General features: G+C 64.3%; 21 protein-coding genes. 9 read left to right on the forward strand and 12 right to left on the reverse strand.

All coding sequences use genetic code 11. The features are described from left to right. Positions 1 to 47 precede the first annotated feature (47 nt). Genes ACQ651_RS13865 through ACQ651_RS13890 form a run of 6 tightly spaced genes read left to right on the forward strand, consistent with a single transcriptional unit; the run spans position 48 to position 4,298 of the window. The gene (locus tag ACQ651_RS13865; protein ID WP_227286876.1) at positions 48 to 1,004 is read left to right on the forward strand and encodes an aspartate carbamoyltransferase catalytic subunit; all 957 of its coding nucleotides are present in this window, start codon (positions 48 to 50) and stop codon (positions 1,002 to 1,004) included. Beyond that, on the forward strand, positions 1,001 to 1,519 hold the full coding sequence (locus ACQ651_RS13870; protein WP_430449569.1) for a hypothetical protein: 519 nt from the start codon (positions 1,001 to 1,003) through the stop codon (positions 1,517 to 1,519). The genes ACQ651_RS13865 and ACQ651_RS13870 overlap by 4 nt, the downstream gene beginning before the upstream one ends. After that, positions 1,516 to 1,983, forward strand: a complete 468-nt coding sequence (locus ACQ651_RS13875; RefSeq protein ID WP_227286878.1) for a hypothetical protein — start codon at positions 1,516 to 1,518, stop codon at positions 1,981 to 1,983. Before ACQ651_RS13870 ends, ACQ651_RS13875 begins: the two co-directional genes overlap by 4 nt. Then, positions 1,980 to 3,254 carry a dihydroorotase gene (gene pyrC / locus ACQ651_RS13880; RefSeq protein WP_430449570.1) on the forward strand — a complete coding sequence of 425 codons (1,275 nt, stop codon included), beginning with the start codon at positions 1,980 to 1,982 and terminating at the stop codon, positions 3,252 to 3,254. Before ACQ651_RS13875 ends, pyrC begins: the two co-directional genes overlap by 4 nt. Continuing rightward, positions 3,254 to 3,856, forward strand: coding sequence for a glycerol-3-phosphate 1-O-acyltransferase PlsY (gene plsY, locus ACQ651_RS13885; RefSeq protein WP_227286954.1), 603 nt, complete (start codon positions 3,254 to 3,256; stop codon positions 3,854 to 3,856). The genes pyrC and plsY overlap by 1 nt, the downstream gene beginning before the upstream one ends. Before the next feature lie 55 nt (positions 3,857 to 3,911). Next, positions 3,912 to 4,298 (forward strand): DUF805 domain-containing protein, encoded by a 387-nt coding sequence (locus ACQ651_RS13890; protein ID WP_430449571.1) that lies wholly within the window; start codon positions 3,912 to 3,914, stop codon positions 4,296 to 4,298. On the opposite strand, the gene ACQ651_RS13895 is transcribed toward ACQ651_RS13890, so the two are convergent. Genes ACQ651_RS13895 through ACQ651_RS13915 form a run of 5 tightly spaced genes read right to left on the reverse strand, consistent with a single transcriptional unit; the run spans position 4,295 to position 8,650 of the window. Next, entirely contained in the window at positions 4,295 to 5,665 is a 1,371-nt protein-coding gene (locus ACQ651_RS13895) for a glutamate--cysteine ligase (protein WP_430449572.1), read from the reverse strand. The genes ACQ651_RS13890 and ACQ651_RS13895 overlap by 4 nt on opposite strands. Before the next feature lie 59 nt (positions 5,666 to 5,724). Further along, positions 5,725 to 6,243: a hypothetical protein gene (locus ACQ651_RS13900; protein WP_375551467.1), complete on the reverse strand. Its 519-nt coding sequence runs from the start codon at positions 6,241 to 6,243 to the stop codon at positions 5,725 to 5,727. After that, positions 6,243 to 7,031 carry a hypothetical protein gene (locus tag ACQ651_RS13905; protein ID WP_430449573.1) on the reverse strand — a complete coding sequence of 263 codons (789 nt, stop codon included), beginning with the start codon at positions 7,029 to 7,031 and terminating at the stop codon, positions 6,243 to 6,245. Before ACQ651_RS13905 ends, ACQ651_RS13900 begins: the two co-directional genes overlap by 1 nt. A 54-nt stretch (positions 7,032 to 7,085) precedes the next feature. Beyond that, positions 7,086 to 7,922, reverse strand: a complete 837-nt coding sequence (locus ACQ651_RS13910; RefSeq protein ID WP_430449574.1) for a GNAT family N-acetyltransferase — start codon at positions 7,920 to 7,922, stop codon at positions 7,086 to 7,088. Beyond that, a complete protein-coding gene (locus tag ACQ651_RS13915; RefSeq protein ID WP_375551465.1) occupies positions 7,919 to 8,650 on the reverse strand; it encodes a 16S rRNA (uracil(1498)-N(3))-methyltransferase in 732 nt (243 codons plus the stop codon). The genes ACQ651_RS13910 and ACQ651_RS13915 overlap by 4 nt, the downstream gene beginning before the upstream one ends. A 12-nt stretch (positions 8,651 to 8,662) precedes the next feature. Here ACQ651_RS13915 and ubiA point away from each other — a divergent pair, with 12 nt between their 5' ends. The 3 genes from ubiA (at position 8,663) to ACQ651_RS13930 (ending at position 11,927) form a co-directional block, all read left to right on the forward strand. After that, a complete protein-coding gene (ubiA, locus tag ACQ651_RS13920; RefSeq protein WP_430449575.1) occupies positions 8,663 to 9,628 on the forward strand; it encodes a 4-hydroxybenzoate octaprenyltransferase in 966 nt (321 codons plus the stop codon). 66 nt (positions 9,629 to 9,694) lie between these two features. Further along, on the forward strand, positions 9,695 to 11,608 hold the full coding sequence (locus ACQ651_RS13925) for an OmpA family protein (RefSeq protein ID WP_227286886.1): 1,914 nt from the start codon (positions 9,695 to 9,697) through the stop codon (positions 11,606 to 11,608). Continuing rightward, positions 11,595 to 11,927: a hypothetical protein gene (locus tag ACQ651_RS13930; RefSeq protein ID WP_121896279.1), complete on the forward strand. Its 333-nt coding sequence runs from the start codon at positions 11,595 to 11,597 to the stop codon at positions 11,925 to 11,927. The genes ACQ651_RS13925 and ACQ651_RS13930 overlap by 14 nt, the downstream gene beginning before the upstream one ends. 29 nt (positions 11,928 to 11,956) lie before the next feature. Here the strand turns inward: ACQ651_RS13930 and ACQ651_RS13935 are convergent, their stop codons facing one another. The 7 genes from ACQ651_RS13935 to ACQ651_RS13965 form a co-directional block, all read right to left on the reverse strand. Continuing rightward, a complete protein-coding gene (locus ACQ651_RS13935; protein WP_227286887.1) occupies positions 11,957 to 12,397 on the reverse strand; it encodes a molybdenum cofactor biosynthesis protein MoaE in 441 nt (146 codons plus the stop codon). Positions 12,398 to 12,402: 5 nt separating this feature from the next. Then, positions 12,403 to 12,648, reverse strand: a complete 246-nt coding sequence (gene moaD / locus ACQ651_RS13940) for a molybdopterin converting factor subunit 1 (RefSeq protein ID WP_375551464.1) — start codon at positions 12,646 to 12,648, stop codon at positions 12,403 to 12,405. A 4-nt stretch (positions 12,649 to 12,652) separates the two neighbouring features. Continuing rightward, positions 12,653 to 13,315 (reverse strand): CDP-diacylglycerol--glycerol-3-phosphate 3-phosphatidyltransferase, encoded by a 663-nt coding sequence (gene pgsA, locus ACQ651_RS13945; RefSeq protein WP_227286889.1) that lies wholly within the window; start codon positions 13,313 to 13,315, stop codon positions 12,653 to 12,655. A 163-nt stretch (positions 13,316 to 13,478) separates the two neighbouring features. Next, entirely contained in the window at positions 13,479 to 15,341 is a 1,863-nt protein-coding gene (gene uvrC, locus ACQ651_RS13950; protein ID WP_430449576.1) for an excinuclease ABC subunit UvrC, read from the reverse strand. A gap of 311 nt (positions 15,342 to 15,652) precedes the next feature. Beyond that, positions 15,653 to 16,426, reverse strand: a complete 774-nt coding sequence (locus ACQ651_RS13955) for an SDR family oxidoreductase (RefSeq protein ID WP_227286891.1) — start codon at positions 16,424 to 16,426, stop codon at positions 15,653 to 15,655. A 17-nt stretch (positions 16,427 to 16,443) separates the two neighbouring features. Then, complete coding sequence (locus tag ACQ651_RS13960) at positions 16,444 to 17,397, reverse strand: calcium/sodium antiporter (protein WP_430449577.1); 954 nt, start codon at positions 17,395 to 17,397, stop codon at positions 16,444 to 16,446. A 3-nt stretch (positions 17,398 to 17,400) separates the two neighbouring features. Further along, positions 17,401 to 17,589 (reverse strand): hypothetical protein, encoded by a 189-nt coding sequence (locus ACQ651_RS13965; protein WP_375551462.1) that lies wholly within the window; start codon positions 17,587 to 17,589, stop codon positions 17,401 to 17,403. Positions 17,590 to 17,592: the final 3 nt, after the last annotated feature.

Consider the following 17,592-nt stretch of genomic DNA (forward strand, 5'->3'; position numbering starts at 1 on the left):
AGCACGCGGTCCGGATGCCTATAACCGGCCGAAGCTGCGAGGGTCCGATGAGTTTTCGCCAGAAGCATCTGCTTGGAATCGAGCCTCTGCGGTCGGAGGAGATCACCACAATTCTCGATCTTGCGGACCGCTATGCCGAAATGGAACGCGGCACCCGGAAACATGGCGACGCGCTGACCGGCCTGACCCAGATCAACATGTTCTTCGAGGCCTCCACCCGGACCCAGGCCAGTTTCGAGATCGCGGGCAAGCGCCTTGGGGCGGATGTAATGAACATGGCGATGGCGGCAAGTTCGCTGAAAAAGGGCGAAACGCTGATCGACACGGCCCTGACGCTGAACGCGATGCATCCGGACCTTCTGGTTGTCCGGCATCCGCATTCCGGGGCGGTCAACCTCTTGGCCGAAAAGGTGAATTGCGCCGTCCTGAATGCCGGTGACGGACGACATGAACACCCGACGCAGGCCTTGCTGGATGCGTTGACGATCCGCCGTGCGAAGGGGCGTCTGCATCGCCTCAACATCGCGATTTGCGGCGATATCGCCCATTCCCGGGTGGCGCGGTCGAATATCCTGCTGCTTGGCAAGCTGGAGAACCGGATCCGGCTGATCGGCCCGCCCACCCTGATGCCGTCGGGCGTGGCCGAGTGGGGCGTGGAGGTTTACGACAACATGGCCGAAGGGCTTGAAGGTTGCGATGTGGTCATGATGCTGCGGCTTCAGAAAGAACGGATGGACGGTGCCTTCATCCCCTCGGAACGCGAATATTACCATCGCTTCGGGCTGGATGCCGAGAAGCTGGGCGCAGCCAAGGAGGATGCCATCGTCATGCATCCGGGGCCGATGAATCGCGGCGTGGAAATCGACGGGACGCTGGCCGATGACATCAACCGAAGCGTGATTCAGGAACAAGTGGAAATGGGGGTGGCCGTGCGTATGGCGGCGATGGACCTTCTGGCCCGGAACCTGCGCGCCAGCCGGACGCCGGAAGGGGTGATGGCGTGACGGACGCAACGCTTCATATCCTCGCGCTGAACCTGCCCGTCGACACCCGGCATACCCATCTGACCCGGCAGCAGGGCGCGCACCCCGATCTGCCGCCGCTTGCCGACTGGATCGGGGTCGCAGATCTCGACACCGACCGGATCGAGATGTTTCCGCTTGAGGATCTGGCGGGCATGCCACTCAGCACCTATGCCGCCGAGGCCTTCGATCTGGAGGAGGGTGCCATGGCCGGGGCCGCCGCAAGGATGGATGCGTTGGAGGGCGCGGTCCTGCTCGTCCCGTCTTCTGCCGTGGACCGAACGCCCGAACCGGGTGCCAAGGCCACGCTGATCGCCTCATTGCCCATGGCGCGGGCCGATCACGCCGCCGAGATGCCGGCGGCCAGCCTTGCGCGCAAACCGCCCGCCGGGGCCACGCCCGCCGCGACCGGCCGTGCCGGTTCCACGGGCACCGTTCTTGTGGGCTTGCTGCTGGCCGCGGCACTGGCCGTGCTGATCTGGTGGGTTTTGACATGAGCGACGCGCTTCAGACGCACACTCCGATGGCGCCAACCTCCGAACTGGCCGAAGGGGAACGTGTGATCGCGCATTTCACCGGGGATACGGCGACCTATTGGCGGGCCCATGCCTGGATGGCCGCGATTGCCATGGCGCTCGGGATGGCGATTCTGGCCGCTCTTGGAAACGCGCATATCTGGACGGGGGCCATCGGCGGGCTTGCCGCCATCGCTGTGCGCGCGTTCTATCTTGCCAGCGACGAAGTCAAGGCGCGGTGGGATCTGACCAATCGGCGCCTGCTTGGCCCGGGAACACGCAGCATCCCGCTGGAAGAGATCGCCGTGACCCGCAGCCTGCTCGGCGCGGTACAGGTGGTGACCGAGGGCGGCGACAAGCATCTGCTGAAGTATCAGGCGGACCCCGCCGCCGTCATTGCCGAGATCGACCGTGCGCGCGGTGTCGCAACCGGGCCGTCGTCATGACCAACGCGCTTTACCGCAACGCCCGGCTGATCGATCCCGAGGCCCAGACCGAAACCCATGGCTGGCTGCGCATCGAAAACGGAGTGATTGCCGAGATCGGCGACGGCGACCGTGCGGGCGGCGTGAATTGTGGCGGGCTGTGTCTGGCCCCAGGTATCGTCGATCTTGGCGTCAAGGTTGGCGAGCCCGGCGAACGCCACAAGGAAAGCTTTCGCACCGCGGGCGCCGCGGCCGCCGCGGGCGGGGTGACGACGATCGTCACCCGGCCGGACACCACAACGCCGATCGATACGCCCGAAGTACTCGATTTCGTGCGCCGGCGGGGGCAGGAGGCCGCCGCGGTCCGGTTCCGCCCGATGGCGGCGCTGACCAAGGGCCGCGCGGGCCGCGAGATGACCGAGATCGGGTTCCTTCTGGATGCGGGCGCCGTGGCCTTCACCGATGGCGATCGCGTGGTCAGCAACACAAAGGTGTTCAGCCGCTGCATGAGTTATGCGCGATCCGTCGGCGCGCTGATCGTGGGTCACCCACAGGATCCCGGCCTGAGCGAGGGGGCGGCCGTCACCTCGGGCAAGTTCGCATCGCTGCGCGGGCTGCCGGCGGTCTCTCCCATGGCGGAGAGGATGGGGTTGGAACGGGATCTCGCCCTGGTGCAGATGACGGATGCCCGCTACCACGCGGACCAGATCAGCACCGCCGCCGCCCTGCCCGCCCTTGCGCGCGCGAAGGCCGAGGGGCTGGACGTGACCGCGGGCGTTTCGATCCACCATCTGACCCTGAATGAGCTGGATGTCGCCGATTACCGGACCTTCTTCAAGATCAAGCCGCCGCTTCGTGCCGAAACGGACCGGATCGCCATGATCGACGCGGTGCGCGACGGGCTGATCGATGTGATCTGCTCCATGCACACACCGCAGGACGAGGAAAGCAAGCGTCTGCCGTTCGAGGCCGCGGCAAGCGGGGCCGTCGGGCTTGAAACGCTTCTGCCTGCCGCGCTGCGCCTCTATCATGCGGAACAACTGACGCTGCCCGTTCTGTTTCGCGCCATGGCCCTCAACCCTGCGCGCCGGTTGGGCCTGCCGGGCGGGCGGCTCGGCGTGGGGGCCCCCGCCGATCTGGTCCTGTTCGACCCGGATGTGCCTTTCGTGCTTGACCGGGCCACACTTCGGTCGAAATCGAAAAACACACCGTTTGACGGGCAGAGGATGCAAGGCCGGGTCGAGACGACGCTGGTCGGCGGCAACATTGTCTACAGCAGGGGCGCATCATGATCCCGGAGTTCCAGACCCCGATGGCGGTTCTCGGTCTTGTCGGTCTGGCAGCCTATGTTCTGGGATCGGTTCCATTCGGACTGGTCATGGCGCGGCTTTTCGGGCTGGGCGATATCCGGCGGATCGGTTCGGGCAATATCGGGGCCACAAACGTGCTTCGCACCGGCAACAAACCGGCGGCGTTTCTGACGCTCATCCTCGATGCGGGCAAAGGCGGCATCGCCGTTCTGCTTGCCAGATGGCTTTTTGCCGAGGACGCGGCGCAGGTGGCGGGCTTCGCGGCCTTCATGGGCCATTGCTTTCCGGTTTTCCTCGGGTTCAAGGGCGGCAAGGGCGTGGCCACATTTCTTGGCACGCTTCTGGCGCTCTTCTGGCCTGCGGGTATCGCCGCTTGCCTGACATGGGCCGCCACCGCCGCCATCAGCCGGATCTCATCGCTGTCGGCTCTGGTCGCGGCCTTTCTGGCCCCGGTCTGGATGACGCTTCTTGGCATGCCCGAGGCAAATCTGGTCACCGTCGCGCTGGCCGCACTGATCTTTGTCAGGCATCAGAAGAACATCGAACGCATCCGGGACGGCAGCGAACCCAGAATAGGCAAGTGACCTTGTTTTGATAGGCCCATTCTATTAAGGTAAGGGCCTGTTAACGAGGTTCATTATGAGTTTTCAAACAGCCGTCCGTACCGTTCTTCTGGAAAAATACGCCACCTTTTCGGGCCGCGCCCGGCGATCGGAATTCTGGTGGTTCTTTCTGTTCAATATCATTGTCAGCGCCATCCTCAACATCATCGACCGCGCGATTTTCGGGACCTCGATGACAACCGGTGTGACCAACAGCGTCTTCGGGGTACTCTATTCGCTCGCAGTGCTGCTGCCCTTTATCGCGGTCGGCGCAAGACGGCTTCACGATACCGGCCGGTCGGCCTGGTGGCTGCTTATAGCGTTTATCCCGCTGATCGGCGGATTGATCCTGATCTATTGGTATATCCAGCCAAGTCAGGATGGCAGCAACGAGTACGGGCCCAATCCGATCGCTGACGACTAGTAGCTGTATTCCTTGTAGATACGGGTCAGATCACGGCCCCAATCTCCGCTATACCGCGCCAGAAGCTCGTCCGCGGGGACCTGCCCGCTGTCGACGCTTTCCTTCAGGGCATTCAGGAAATGGGTCTCGTCCGGGATCAGCCCGCCCGCGCCCGGCATCGCGCGGTCGGCAAGACCCGCCTCGGCGATCTGCACGACCTCGCGCGCCAGATCGTGCATCCTGATCCCGCCGACCTGGGCCTGAAGCCCCTCGACCGACGCCGCAACGCGCAGCGCCTCCCGCGTTTCCGCGTCCCAGCCCTTCACCAAATCCCAGGCCGCATCCAGCGCGCCCTGATCGTAGGTCAGCCCGACCCAGAAGGCCGGAAGCGCGCAAAGCCGGCGCCAGGGCCCGCCATCGGCGCCCCGCATCTCGATGAATTTCTTCAGCCGGGCCTCGGGGAAAATCGTGGTGAGGTGATCTGCCCAGTCGCTCAGCGTGGGTTTTTCGCCGGGCAGCGCCGGGAGGTCTCCTTTGAGGAAGTCGCGGAAGCTCTGCCCCAGAGCATCCACATAGACGCCATCGCGATAGACAAAATACATCGGCACATCGAGCGCATACTCCGCATAGGCCTCGAACCCGAAGCCGTCTTCGAACACGAAGGGCAACATGCCGGTCCGATCCGCGTCCAGATCCCGCCACACCCGGCTGCGCCAGCTTTTGTGGCCGTTGATCTTGCCCTCGAAGAACGGGGAATTGGCGAAAAGTGCGGTTGCCACCGGCTGCAAGGCCAGAGCGACTCGGAATTTCTGGACCATGTCCGCCTCGGACCCGAAATCAAGGTTCACCTGAACCGTACAGGTCCGCCGCATCATCGTGGTGCCCATGGTGCCAACGCGCTGCATATAGGCATCCATCAGCTTGTAGCGCCCCTTGGGCATCAGCGGCATCTGATCGTGGGTCCATATCGGGGCCGCCCCCAGCCCGATGAAGCCGACGCCGATTTCATCGGCGACCGATTTGACCTCCCGCAGATGGTCGTTCACCTCGTCACAGGTCTGGTGGATCGTCTCCAGCGGCGCGCCGGACAGCTCAAGCGCGCCACCGGGTTCCAGAGACACGTTCGCGCCGTCCTTTTCCAGCCCGATGATGTGCCCGCCCTCGGTCACGGGCGACCAGCCGAACCGGTCGCGCAGCCCCTCCAGAACGGCCCGGATCGACCGATCGCCCTCATAGGGCAGCGGTTTCAGAGTGTCCTGACAATAGCCGAATTTCTCGTGCTCCGTACCGATGCGCCAGGCGGCTTTCGGTTTGCACCCCTCGGCGAGATACTCCGCCAGTTGTTCATGCCGTTCGATCGGGCCGCCGCCGGATTGGGGGATGGACATGGGGACTGGCTCCGGGATTGTGGCTGATCGTGGGGGCAAGGACTGGCCCGCGCGCGGGGTCAAGTCAAGGCCGGGAGAGTGTCGCGACGCCAGAGCGTGACGGTTCCGGGCCCGGTCCCGCGCAGGCTTGCCAGAAGATGGGAGGTGGAAAGCCCGTCGAGGCGCGTGAACGCATCGTAAAGCACATCCGCACCATGGGCATCGGTGGGGATCACCAGAACCTGCTCCGCCTCGGCCATGACCCAGAAGGATTTGCCATCCGCGCCCCGGCGCAGCGACAGGGCCGTCAGATCGTCCAGCGAAACCGCACCCCCGTAGTAAGGGCCCATATAGGTGACTTTCCCCTCGATCAGGCCGACCACGCCCGGACCGTCCCCGGAACCGGCGAACCGTGCCCGGCGCAGCGCGACGGCGCCCAGAGGCACGGCAAGCGCCACCAGAATCCAGCCGAATCCCGGTACGATCCGCCCCTGATCGAGCGCGATCCAGAGACCGAGTGCCGCCACCACGACCGCGGCCAGCACCTCGCGCCAGCGATAAAGCATGCGGCGGATCTCGGGGCGAAGAAACCCGCCCATCACCGGTTGACCCCGACATAGGGCGCGGGGCGCGCCACGAATTTCAGGCCCTTGAAATCGTGTATCTGCGCAAGCTCTTCCAAGCCGTCTTTCCCCGGCTTCGCAAACCACAGCGCGCCGTCACGCGCCAGTTGCAGGCCGCCACCCCACGGCTCGGCCCATTCCCAGTCCGGTTGAGGCATCTCCACCCCGTCGCTTCGCATCAGGGCATAGCGGTTGCTGATCAGCGCCCGGTTTTTCTGCCCGATCTCGAAGCGCAGGATAACCTGCCACCCATCCGCAAAGGGTTTGACCAGTTCGGCCTGATATGCGTCGCCCTTGGCATGCGTCCAACCCCGCGCGCCCATCATCGCAAGGTAAAGCCCGCCCATATGGATGCCATCGGTGGCGTGGGGATAGGCATCGACCTTCGCCGCGCGCAACCCGTCCGGCGGGTCCGACAGCGGCTCGGCCCCGTTCAGCCATATCCGCCCCTCGGGCGTGAACGCGCCGCCCCCGTGCCAGGCATCGCCTTGCATCCGGACGCTGAGCGCGGTCAGCCAGGGGGCCCGCGAAATCGCGGTCCACCAGCGCGCGCCGGTGGCCGCAAAGACGATCATATGCCGCGCATCCGGCGACAGATCGCTCCGGTATTCATGGATCCGGCCGTGCAGCCACTGGCCAAGCGTCACCGCGCCGCTGTCCCTGTCCCACAACAGGCTGGCGACCTGATCGGTCGGCCCGCGTCTGAGGACAAGGGCCTTGTGGCAGCCGATCGCGGGTATGACATGCAGGCGCGGCGCGGTCATGCCGGATCACCGGCGCATGCGCCGCATCGCCCGCGCGGCTTCGGACAGGGATGATCAGACATGGGCCGGCTCCTTCAGCAAGCTGATCGTGAAGGTCCCGATGTGGTGGAATCCGATCGTGATATAGGCCCGTGCCGCGGCCTCGCTCGCAGCGAAGAGTGTTGCCCGATCCGCCCGGCCCGCATCGCGCAGTTGGGCCAGATGCAGGGCTACGGCCCGCCGGGCATGCCCACGCCGCCGCAGGGCGGGCGGCGTATACACTCCGCCGACCTGCACAACCGACATCGCCGATGCGTTGATCCCGGTCAGCGCCAGTGGATCTTTTCCGTCGGTCAGAATCATGTGCGATCCCTCTTCGATCCAGCCCGAAACAGTGGAGGCCGCATCGACCCTCGCGGTTTCCGCGCTCTGCCCGAGGGTCTCCATCTGATATGCCGCGCGCCAGTCCAGCAGAACCGGAAGATGCGCCGCCGTGGCCGGGATCAGCCGTCCGGGACCGTCCGGGATCACAAGACGCTCAAGATCAAGCGCGTATTGCGGTTCGTCCGCGCTGATCGACATCTTGTGGCGCGATAAACCAAGCGCTTCGCTGAGCGGGCGAACCTGATCGGCAGCTCCCACAATCCCGGTCACGCGCGCACCGCTCAGGGTATCGCGGGCGGCCTGCCAGGGTTCGGTCGGGCATTGCGGCAGAACCATACCGCTACCGGTCAGACCAAGCACGTCGGTAATCCGCCCCGCCCGTCTGATCACCCAGAACCGCGTGGCATGCGGGTGCCCGCCGCCCATCCCGTATCTCGTCAGGTTGGACAGCGGGAACATGGAGCTCAGGATATGCCGGCTCAGAAAATCGGTGATGGCGTCCCGGTCCGTGGGGTGGGCAGGCGTCATTCCCAATCCCCCCGCGTGGCCTGAAACAGCGTCAGAGCCGCCACCGCAGCCGTGTCCGCCCGCAGAATGCGGGGCCCAAGGCTGATCGGGGTGACGAATGGCAGATCGTGCAGACGGTCACGCTCGGCGGGGCTGAACCCGCCTTCCGGGCCGATCAGGATGGCCCATTTGTCGGATCGCGGTGCTGCTTCAAGCGCGGCCCTGGCACCGACGAGCGCCTCATCGGCGAAGATCAACCGGCGATCCCCGGGCCAGTCCGACAGCACCCGTTCCAGACGCTGTAAGGCGGCCACAGGGGGCACATATGTCCCGCCGCATTGCTCCGCCGCCTCGACGGCATGGGCTTGCAGCCGGTCCTGACGGATACGCTCGGCATTGGTAAACTCGGTCTGGACCGGGCAGATGCGGCCCGCCCCGAGCTCTGCGGCCTTTTCGACGATGAAATCGGTGCGCGCCTTCTTGATCGGGGCGAAAAGCAGCCACAGATCCGGCGGCAGGCGCAGCGGGGCCGTCTGCTCGACGCAGGCAAGCATGCCGCCGCGTTTGCCCGCCTCGACGATTTCGGCGCGCCACTCGCCGTGCTCTCCGTTGAACAGCAGGACCGCACCGCCAACGGCCTGCCGCATCACCCCGAACAGATAATGCGCCTGGTCCCGCGACAGTGGGACCGTTTGCCCTGCAGCCAAAGGGTGCTCTACATAAAGCCTGATTTTCGCATGCGTCGACATGGAGCAAAACCTATGGCCGGGACCAGGGAAACGCCAGAGGGGCAAGTGGCCGATGCCGTTCGCGGTAATTGGGTCGATACGCTCGCGCCCGCCGCGGCGCGCCCCTATCTCAGGCTCAGCCGGGCGGACAGGCCCATCGGCACATGGTTGCTGCTCCTGCCCTGCTGGTGGGGCGTGTTGCTGGCAGCCTCGGCAGATCCGGACGGCCTGCGCCTGTTGGATCTGTGGATCATCGTCGGATGTGCGATCGGTGCTTTCCTGATGCGGGGGGCCGGGTGTACATGGAACGATATCACCGACCGCGACATCGACGCCGCGGTGGCGCGCACCAAATCGCGCCCGATCCCGTCGGGTCAGGTGAGCGTCAGACAGGCCCTTGTCTGGCTGGTGATCCAGTCGCTGCTCGCCCTCGGGATTCTGTTGACCTTCAATCTCAACGCCATCCTGCTGGGGCTTCTCTCGCTTCTGCCGGTGGCAATCTATCCCTTCGCCAAGCGCTTCACCTGGTGGCCGCAGGTCTTTCTGGGCCTCGCCTTCAACTGGGGCGCGCTTCTGGCCTGGACGGCACATTCCGGCAGCCTGGCCTGGCCCGCCGTGGCGCTTTATCTGGCGGGCATCGCCTGGACCCTGTTCTACGACACGATCTATGCCCATCAGGACAGCGAAGACGACGCGCTGATCGGGGTGAAATCCACCGCGCGCCTGTTCGGGGAGAACAGCAAGGCGTGGCTGCGCGGCTTCATGGTGGCGTCGGTAGTGTTGATGGCCGTTGCGATCATTCTGGCGCTGATCCCGGGCGGCAACTTTCTGGCGCTGACACTTGCACTCGCCGGCGCCTGGGCCTTCAGCTGGCACATGGCGTGGCAACTGGGCCGGCTTCAGATCGACGAGCCCGAGACCTGCATGCGCCTGTTCCGCAGCAACCGGGATGCCGGGCTGCTTGTTGCGCTGTTTTTCGCCTTGTCGGCGTTGCTTTGATTGAACGCCCTCCGCCAAGGCGTTAAGGCCAAGGCCACTCCCTTGGGCAAAGTCGGACCTTGAGACATGAGCAAAACCTCCACCCTCGTCGCTGTCTTCGCATTCCTGATCGCCGGCCTGCTCTTTGTGGGCGTGGCAGTGATGGCGGCGAACACGATCGAGGACCGCTCGACCGAGGCGGTCACGTTCTCCATGCGTGAAGAGGGCCTGGATTGGGTGACCGTCACCGCCAACGGTTTGCAGGTGGAGTTGACCGGCACCGCACCCGATGAAGCCGCCCGCTTCCGCGCGCTGAGCCGGGCGGGCGCCGTTGTGGATGCCGACCGGATCATCGACGCGCTGGACGTGGCCGAACCCGACAGCGTGGCCCCGCCGCGCTTTTCGCTTGAGATGTTGCGCAACGGCGACGGGATTTCGCTGATCGGCCTGATCCCTGAAGACATCGGCCGGGAGGCCGTGGCCGAGGGCATCGCGGGTATCCGCAACGGGGTCGAGGTCGCCAATATGGTGGAAACCGCAAGCTACCCCGTGCCGCCGAACTGGCGGGCGGCGATGGATTTCGGCCTGCGCGCACTGAACGAGTTGCCCCGGTCCCAGATCTCGGTCTTTGACGGGCGGGTGACGATCACCGCCGTCAGCGAAAGCATCGAGCAACGCGCGCGCTTCGAAGCCGCTCTGAACCGCGCGATGCCGGAGGGCATAGAAGTGGAGATGGACATCTCGGCCCCCCGCCCGGTCATCACACCCTTCACTTTGCGGTTCGTGCGCAGCCTCGACGGAGCCCGGTTCGAAGCCTGTTCCGCCGATACCGAAATGGCGCGCACCGTCATTCTGCGTGCCGCGCGCAGCGCCGGGCTGACCGGCCCGGAGGACTGCGAGATCGGCATCGGCGTTCCGTCGCCTCAATGGGCGCAGGCGGTGGAAACCGGGATGCAGGCGCTCACCGCACTGGGTGCCGGAACCCTGACCTTCTCAGATGCCGATGTGACGCTGATCGCGGCCGAAGGCACGCCGCAGGGTCTTTTCGATCGCGTCGTCGGAGAGCTGGACGCGGATCTTCCCGCGGTCTTCTCGCTTCACGGTGTCCTGCCCGATCCGCCGGATGGCGGCGGGAATGACGGCCCGCCCAGCTTTGTCGCGACACGAAGCCCCGAGGGCTATGTCCAGCTGCGCGGGCGTCTGCCGGACGATCAGGTGGAGCGCGTGGTCTACGCCTATGCCCGCGCCACGCTTGGCGGCGACGATACCTATCTGGCCACCCGGAGGGACGACAATCTGCCCAATGGCTGGGCCGTCCGGGTTCTGGCTGGGCTTGAGGCTCTGGCGATGCTGAACAACGGCAGCGTGACGGTTGAACCCGGGCTGGTCACGGTTCGGGGCAATACCGGCAGCCAGAACGCGGTGTCGGACCTGTCCCGGCTGTTGTCGGAGAAACTGGGCGAGGCCCAGAATTTCGAGATCGACGTGACCTATCAGGAACTGCTGGACCCGACCGCCAATATCCCGACAGCGGAGGAATGCGTGGAGCGGATTCGCACGCTGCTTTCCGAACGCAAGATCACCTTCGATCCGGGGTCGGTCGAGATCAACGAGGAATCCGGCGCGATTCTGGATCGCGTGGCCGAGATCCTGCCCGATTGCCGCCATGCGCGGATGGAGATCGGTGGGCACACCGACAGCCAGGGCCGCGAAACCATGAACCTCAACCTGTCCCAGGCGCGGGCGGATGCGGTGCTGAACGGTCTTCTGGCGCGCGGTGTTCTGATTTCGAACCTGACGGCGCAGGGCTACGGCGAAACGCAACCGATCGACACCAACGAGACCGAGGAAGGCCGCGAGCGCAATCGCCGCATCGAATTCCGGTTGCTTGCGGGCGGTGTGCCGTCTAGCCAGAGGTCAGATACAGAGGAACCCGTCGAAACCGCCCCGGCGGAGGCGGAAGAACCGCCCGCCGAAGAGGACCCGGATGAACAGAACTGAGTTTATCGTCGCCATTGCGATCATCCTGTTTGTGGCCTTTGCCCTTGGCTGGTTCGCAAACTGGCTGGTGCATAGGTTCAGCCGCGTGACCGGCGCGGATCTGAGTGAAATGGACGAGATGGCCAGAGCGCTGCACGATGCGGAGGAAACCCGCGATCAGGCGATCATCTATCTTCAGCAGCGGGAGGCCGAGTTGACCAATCAGCTGAGCCAGACCGAGGCGGAGCTGCGTGCCGCGATGGAAGGATTGCGCGAGGCGCGCCACGAGGCCGAGGAATTGCGCGCCTATGTGGAACGCGTCAATCAGGGACAGGGCTGAGAGGCCAGCGAGGCCGAAACAGGAGCCCACTACCAGCGTTTGAGTGCCGCTTCGTCTTCGTCTTTCGCCGCGACCCACTGGCCGCCATCAGCCGTGATTTCCTGTTTCCAGAAGGGCGCGCGGGATTTCAGGTAATCCATCAGGAACTCGGCCGCCGCGAAGGCATCCGCCCGATGCCGGGACGCGGTGGCGACCATCATGATCGGTTCGCCCGGGCGCATCTCGCCATAACGGTGCAGCACGAAGACACCGGCCAGAGACCAGCGCGCACGCGCCTGATCCGCGATCCCGGCCAGGGCTTTTTCGGTCATGCCCGGGTAGTGTTCGATCACCATCCGGTCCAGATCACCGCTGGCCACATCCCGGACAAGACCTGAGAAGCTGACCACCGCACCGGCCCCGGATACCGATCCGGTGAAGCGGGTCAGCTCCGCCCCCATGTCGAATGGTTCGGCCTGAACGCGGATCATCGCCCCTAGCCTCCGGTCATCGGCGGGAAAAACGCGACCTCGCGGGCGCCGGTAATGGGCGCGTCCAGTTCCACCAGATCCTGATCCACGGCGGCCCGAATCGCCGTGAGATCGGAGAAGGCGAAGGCATAGGCCTCGTCCCGTCGTTTCAACTCGTCGATCAGCTCGGCAACCGTCGTGGCCTCGGTCTCGACCTGTTCATGGCCGGTTCCGATCCGTTCTCTCAGCCAAGCGAAATAGCGCAGGTCCATCCGGTCATTCCTCCCGCAGATAGGGCATCGCCTTCAGAAAATAGTCCCCCCCGGTGATCAGTGTAAGGCCAGCGGCCAGCCATAACAGCGCCAGCCCGCCCCATGAGGTCAGAAGCAAACCGTAATACTTCCAGATCAGCCCGAACTCGTCTTCCACGAGGCCGCCCAGGACATCGCGGACGATCTCGCCGTCCATGCCATAGGTCTGCATGCCGAAGAAATGCTCGAACAATCCCCAGGCGAACAGCAGCGAGATCGCCACCATCTGCACCGTCGTCTTCCATTTCGCCAGTTGCGTCACTTTCAGCGTGCCTGCCGTGTCGCCCAGAAACTCCCGCAGGCCGGACACGAAAACCTCGCGGAACAGAATCGCCACGACCGGGATCATCAGCCAGCCGCTAACGCCCAGAATACCCAGCAACACCGCCAGCGCGATCACCACCATGGCCTTGTCGGCAATGGGATCGAGCATCGCGCCGAACTTGCTGACCTGGCCCCATTTGCGCGCCAGATATCCGTCGACATAGTCGGTGAGTGACGCGGTGATGAACAGGATCAGTGCCAGCCAGTCCGCGTAAGGCCGCGCAAAAAGCAGGAAAACAAGGCCCAGGGCCGGCGCCGCGATCAGCCGGAAGACAGTCAGTATATTGGGCAATGTCCAAGTCATGAAGCTAGGTGTAAATGCCGCCGCGCCCGAATGCCATCACCTAGTTAACGGCTCGGGCCGTGACGGGCGCGGGCCGCGCATCCGATCTCGGAACCGGCCCTGCACCTCCGGCGGAAGCATCCCGCGCGGAACCGCGATCGGGCCCTTGTTGCGGATGGCCGCCTCAACGCTCGTGAAAGAAGTCATAGATCGTTTCCGCCATCGCATCGGAGATCCCGTCCACCGCCTTGAGATCGGAGAGACCGGCACGGGCCACCGCCTTGGCGCTGCCGAAATGGCCAAGAAGGGCGCGTTTGCGGGTGCTGCCGACGCCGGGCACATCGTCCAAGGGCGTGGCCGAGACCGCCTTGGCCCGTTTCTGGCGATGTGCGCCGATGGCGAAGCGGTGCGCCTCGTCGCGAAGACGTTGGATGAAATAGAGCACCGGATCATTGTGCCTGAGCGCGAAGGGTCGGGCGCCGATGCGGTGGAACTCCTCTTTCCCTGCATCCCGGTCGATCCCCTTCGCGACGCCGATGAAAGGAATGTCATCGACACCCAGATCGCCCATGATCTCGGCTACGGCACTGATCTGCCCGGCCCCACCGTCGATCAGAAGCAGATCGGGCCACGCCTCGCTCTCGCGGTCGGGATCCTCTTTCAGCAGGCGCTGGAACCGGCGGGTCAGAACCTCTTTCATCATGCCGAAATCATCGCCGGGGGTGATATCGGTCCCCTTGATATTGAACTTGCGATACTGCGATTTCATCAACCCGTCCGGCCCCGCGACGATCAGTCCTCCGACCGCGTTGCTGCCCTGGATATGGGAGTTGTCGTAGACCTCGATCCGTTTCGGCGGGGCATCGAGACCGAAGGCCGCGGCCAGCCCGGCAAGAAGCTTCGACTGGGTCGCGGTCTCGGCCATCTTGCGCGCAAGGCTCTCGCGCGCGTTTCGCGCGGCGCCTGCGACAAGCTCCATCTTCTCGCCCCGTTGCGGCACGAGGATCTCCACCTTGCGGCCGAGTTTCTCGCTCAACGCGTCGGCCATCAGATCGTCGTTTTCGATACCGTGCGACAGGAGCAATTGCCGCGGCGGATCCTTGGTGCCGTAGAACTGGCCGATGAAAGCCTCTAGAACTTCGGGCGCCTCGGCCCCTGAGACCCGCGGATAGAAATCGCGATTGCCCCAGTTCTGGTTGGCGCGGATGAAGAAGACCTGCACGCAGGCCTGCCCGCCTTCCATATGGAGCGCGATGACATCGGCCTCGGTCACGCCCTTGGGGTTGATGCCCTGAGCCGACTGCACGTTGGTCAGGGCGCGGATCCGGTCGCGAAGCGCCGCGGCACGCTCAAACTCCATCGCCTCGGATGCGGTGGCCATCTCACCGGCCAGCGCCTCCTGTATCTTTGTGCTGTTGCCCGACAGAAACCGTTCCGCATCCTTGACCGAGGCGGCGTAGTCCTGTTCGGAGATATAGCCGACGCATGGCGCGGAACAGCGCTTGATCTGATAAAGCAAGCAGGGCCGCGTCCGGCTGTCGAATGTCGCATCCGAACAGTTGCGGAGCAAAAACGCCTTCTGCAACTGGTTCAGCGTCCGGTTGACCGCCCCCGCGCTGGCGAAGGGCCCGAAATAGCTGCCTTTTTCCTTCTTTGCCCCGCGATGCTTCTTGATCTGGGGAAAGGGATGTTCGGCGGAGACCAGAATGTTGGGGAAGCTTTTGTCATCCCGAAGCAGCACGTTATAGCGCGGCTTGAGCTGCTTGATCAGGTTCTGTTCAAGAAGCAGCGCTTCGGTTTCCGTGCGCGTGGTCAGAAACATCATCGACGCCGTCTCGCGGATCATCCTGGCGATCCGCGGATCGTGACCGGCGGGCTTGGCGTAGCTCGAAACCCGCTTCCTGAGCGCGCGCGCCTTTCCCACGTAAAGCACGCGGGATTGCGGATCGAGCATCCTGTAGACGCCCGGCGAGTTGTCGAGCGTCTTCAGATAGGACTGGATCACGGTGTGCCCGGTCGGCACGGCTTCTGCACGGTTTTCAGGCATGTCTCAAAGGTCTCGGCGATTCTCTGCCTCGCTGCAATGAGAGCAGGCAGGGTTCAACCCCAAAGCTTTCCACGGTTCCTGTGGACAAGCCTCAGGATAAATCTTGGTCAGGACGATTTTCTCCTTGTTTTTGGCCCCCTTCATCGATTTGCCTATTTTTTAGGCGCATTATCAACTACTTGTTTTGTAACGATAATTTTTCCCGTTTGCCGTCGGGTCACAGCCCCGTCATAAAAGCGTGATCGCCTTGTTACACTGTCTAGGGCGGTGGACAACTGGCCGATCACGCACCAGGTACGGCGGATCTGGCCTTATTCAACCCCAAGCACATCCGGCGTCTGCCATGCCAGATGCTGCCCCCCATCAACGCAGATCAGCTGCCCGGTCACCGCCGGGGCACCGATGAGATACCGGAGCGCATTGCAGATATCGGCCGGGTCTGCGCCGCGTTCCAGAAGCGTGGCCGCGCGCTGCGCCGCGAAATGCTCCGCCGACTGCCGGACGCCTTGCATCGTGGGCCCGGGGCCTATGGCGTTGACCCGGATGCGTGGCGCCAGCGCCTGCGCGGCGGTTCGGGTAAAGGCCCAGAGGCCCATTTTCGCGATGGTGTAGGTCATGAATTCGGGCGTCAGTTTGCGCACGCGCTGGTCGATCATGTTGACGACGAGCCCGTCGGCCATGGGGCCACCTTCCTGCCCGAGGGCGACGGGCATCTGTGCGGCCATGGCCTGTGTCAGCAGAAACGGTGCGCGCAGGTTCGATCCGATATGCCTGTCCCAGCTTTCGCGCGTCGCACTCGACAAGGTGTCGTACTCGAAGATCGAGGCGTTGTTGACGAGCACGGTAATCGGCGCTTCCAAAGCATCCGCCGCGCGGGGGACCAAGGCGACCGTTTCTTCTTCCGACAAAAGGTCCGCCTGCAGGGCGACGGCCTTTTGGCCAAGAGCCCTGATCTCGTTCACCGTCTCGGCGGCTTCCGCGTGCGAACTGGCGAAATGCACGGCCACGTCATGGCCCATCTCCGCAAGCGTCAGGGCCATGGCCCGGCCAATACGCTTGCCGGCTCCGGTCACCAATGCAGCCATGTCGCCGCCTCCCCGCCTCAGGCCAAAAGCATCGCGATATAAATGACGTAAAGTGCCACGAATACCAGCCCCACGACCCGCCCCATCCCCAGCTTCAGGAAGACGAACGGCGCCAGCACGAGCGAGGCCGCCAGCATCACCCAGAAATCGAACGCGAAAAACGAGGGGTCGACCGGGATCGGACCGACCAGCGTGGCAACCCCGATGATCGCCAGAAGGTTGAACATGTTGGACCCGATGACATTGCCGAGCGCCACCTCCGCATGTTTGCGGATCGCGGCCATCACCGTTGTCGCCAGTTCCGGCAGAGAGGTGCCGACAGCCACGAGGGTCAGGCCGATGACCGTCTCGCTGATACCGTAGGCACGGGCAATCGCGGTCGAACTGTCGACCAACAGGCTGGCACCCAAGGGCAACCCGACCAGACCCAGAACCAGATAAAGGCCGATCTTCCAGCCGGGCATCGACGGGTCGGCCTCTTCAAGCTCTTCCTCGGGGGGCACGCCGTTCGCCGCCGCGCGATGGGCCTGCGCATCGCGAAACGCGTCGCCCAGAACCAGCCCGAGCGCGGCCAGAAGAACAAGCCCGTGCCACCAGAGAAACGGCCCGGCATAGGCGAGACCAATGAACAGGAACGTGCCCGCGATCATCATCAGATAGGTCCGCCGGGTCTCGCATTTGCGGGTATCGAGCCCCGAGATCAGGGCAGGCACCCCCAGAACCAGCAGGATATTCGCAGTGTTGGAGCCCACCACATTGCCGAGAGCCAGACCCGGCACACCGTCAAGAATCGCCTGAATCGAGATCAGAAGTTCGGGTGCCGACGTGCCGAAAGCCACCACGGTCAGACTGACGATCAGCGCCGGGATACCGAGCCTGAGGCTGAGATTCACCGCGCCGCGGACAAGGACGTCACCAGCCAAGAGCAGGATGACCAGGCCAAGGCCCGCCAGCAAGAACTCGATGACCATCGCTTAGCTTTGCCCTTCGGAACAGTGGCGGCACGGCCCGCCCTTGAGATTGTAACGCCCGCATTCGGGGCACAGCCGTGGTTTCGGCAGACCGCCGGGCCGACCGCCGCGCCCGATCCGCGGCAGCCGCAGCCGGCCAAACAAGGCCAGAACCACCATGCCGATCAGAAAAAGGGTGACGATCTTGACCATGGG

Origin of the sequence: Rhodophyticola sp. (assembly GCF_965284195.1) — a bacterium.
GTDB lineage: Bacteria > Pseudomonadota > Alphaproteobacteria > Rhodobacterales > Rhodobacteraceae > Rhodophyticola.

Bases quoted from the DNA above. Each gene is read 5' to 3' on its own strand.
- ACQ651_RS13865 (WP_227286876.1), top strand. From the start codon at position 48: ATGAGTTTTCGCCAGAAGCATCTGCTTGGAATCGAGCCTCTGCGGTCG.
- ACQ651_RS13875 (WP_227286878.1), top strand. From the start codon at position 1,516: ATGAGCGACGCGCTTCAGACGCACACTCCGATGGCGCCAACCTCCGAA.
- pyrC (WP_430449570.1), top strand. From the start codon at position 1,980: ATGACCAACGCGCTTTACCGCAACGCCCGGCTGATCGATCCCGAGGCC.
- ACQ651_RS13890 (WP_430449571.1), top strand. From the start codon at position 3,912: ATGAGTTTTCAAACAGCCGTCCGTACCGTTCTTCTGGAAAAATACGCC.
- ACQ651_RS13895 (WP_430449572.1), bottom strand. From the start codon at position 5,665: ATGTCCATCCCCCAATCCGGCGGCGGCCCGATCGAACGGCATGAACAA.
- ACQ651_RS13900 (WP_375551467.1), bottom strand. From the start codon at position 6,243: ATGGGCGGGTTTCTTCGCCCCGAGATCCGCCGCATGCTTTATCGCTGG.
- ACQ651_RS13905 (WP_430449573.1), bottom strand. From the start codon at position 7,031: ATGACCGCGCCGCGCCTGCATGTCATACCCGCGATCGGCTGCCACAAG.
- ACQ651_RS13910 (WP_430449574.1), bottom strand. From the start codon at position 7,922: ATGACGCCTGCCCACCCCACGGACCGGGACGCCATCACCGATTTTCTG.
- ACQ651_RS13915 (WP_375551465.1), bottom strand. From the start codon at position 8,650: ATGTCGACGCATGCGAAAATCAGGCTTTATGTAGAGCACCCTTTGGCT.
- ubiA (WP_430449575.1), top strand. From the start codon at position 8,663: ATGGCCGGGACCAGGGAAACGCCAGAGGGGCAAGTGGCCGATGCCGTT.
- ACQ651_RS13925 (WP_227286886.1), top strand. From the start codon at position 9,695: ATGAGCAAAACCTCCACCCTCGTCGCTGTCTTCGCATTCCTGATCGCC.
- ACQ651_RS13930 (WP_121896279.1), top strand. From the start codon at position 11,595: ATGAACAGAACTGAGTTTATCGTCGCCATTGCGATCATCCTGTTTGTG.
- ACQ651_RS13935 (WP_227286887.1), bottom strand. From the start codon at position 12,397: ATGATCCGCGTTCAGGCCGAACCATTCGACATGGGGGCGGAGCTGACC.
- moaD (WP_375551464.1), bottom strand. From the start codon at position 12,648: ATGGACCTGCGCTATTTCGCTTGGCTGAGAGAACGGATCGGAACCGGC.
- pgsA (WP_227286889.1), bottom strand. From the start codon at position 13,315: ATGACTTGGACATTGCCCAATATACTGACTGTCTTCCGGCTGATCGCG.
- uvrC (WP_430449576.1), bottom strand. From the start codon at position 15,341: ATGCCTGAAAACCGTGCAGAAGCCGTGCCGACCGGGCACACCGTGATC.
- ACQ651_RS13955 (WP_227286891.1), bottom strand. From the start codon at position 16,426: ATGGCTGCATTGGTGACCGGAGCCGGCAAGCGTATTGGCCGGGCCATG.
- ACQ651_RS13960 (WP_430449577.1), bottom strand. From the start codon at position 17,397: ATGGTCATCGAGTTCTTGCTGGCGGGCCTTGGCCTGGTCATCCTGCTC.
- ACQ651_RS13965 (WP_375551462.1), bottom strand. From the start codon at position 17,589: ATGGTCAAGATCGTCACCCTTTTTCTGATCGGCATGGTGGTTCTGGCC.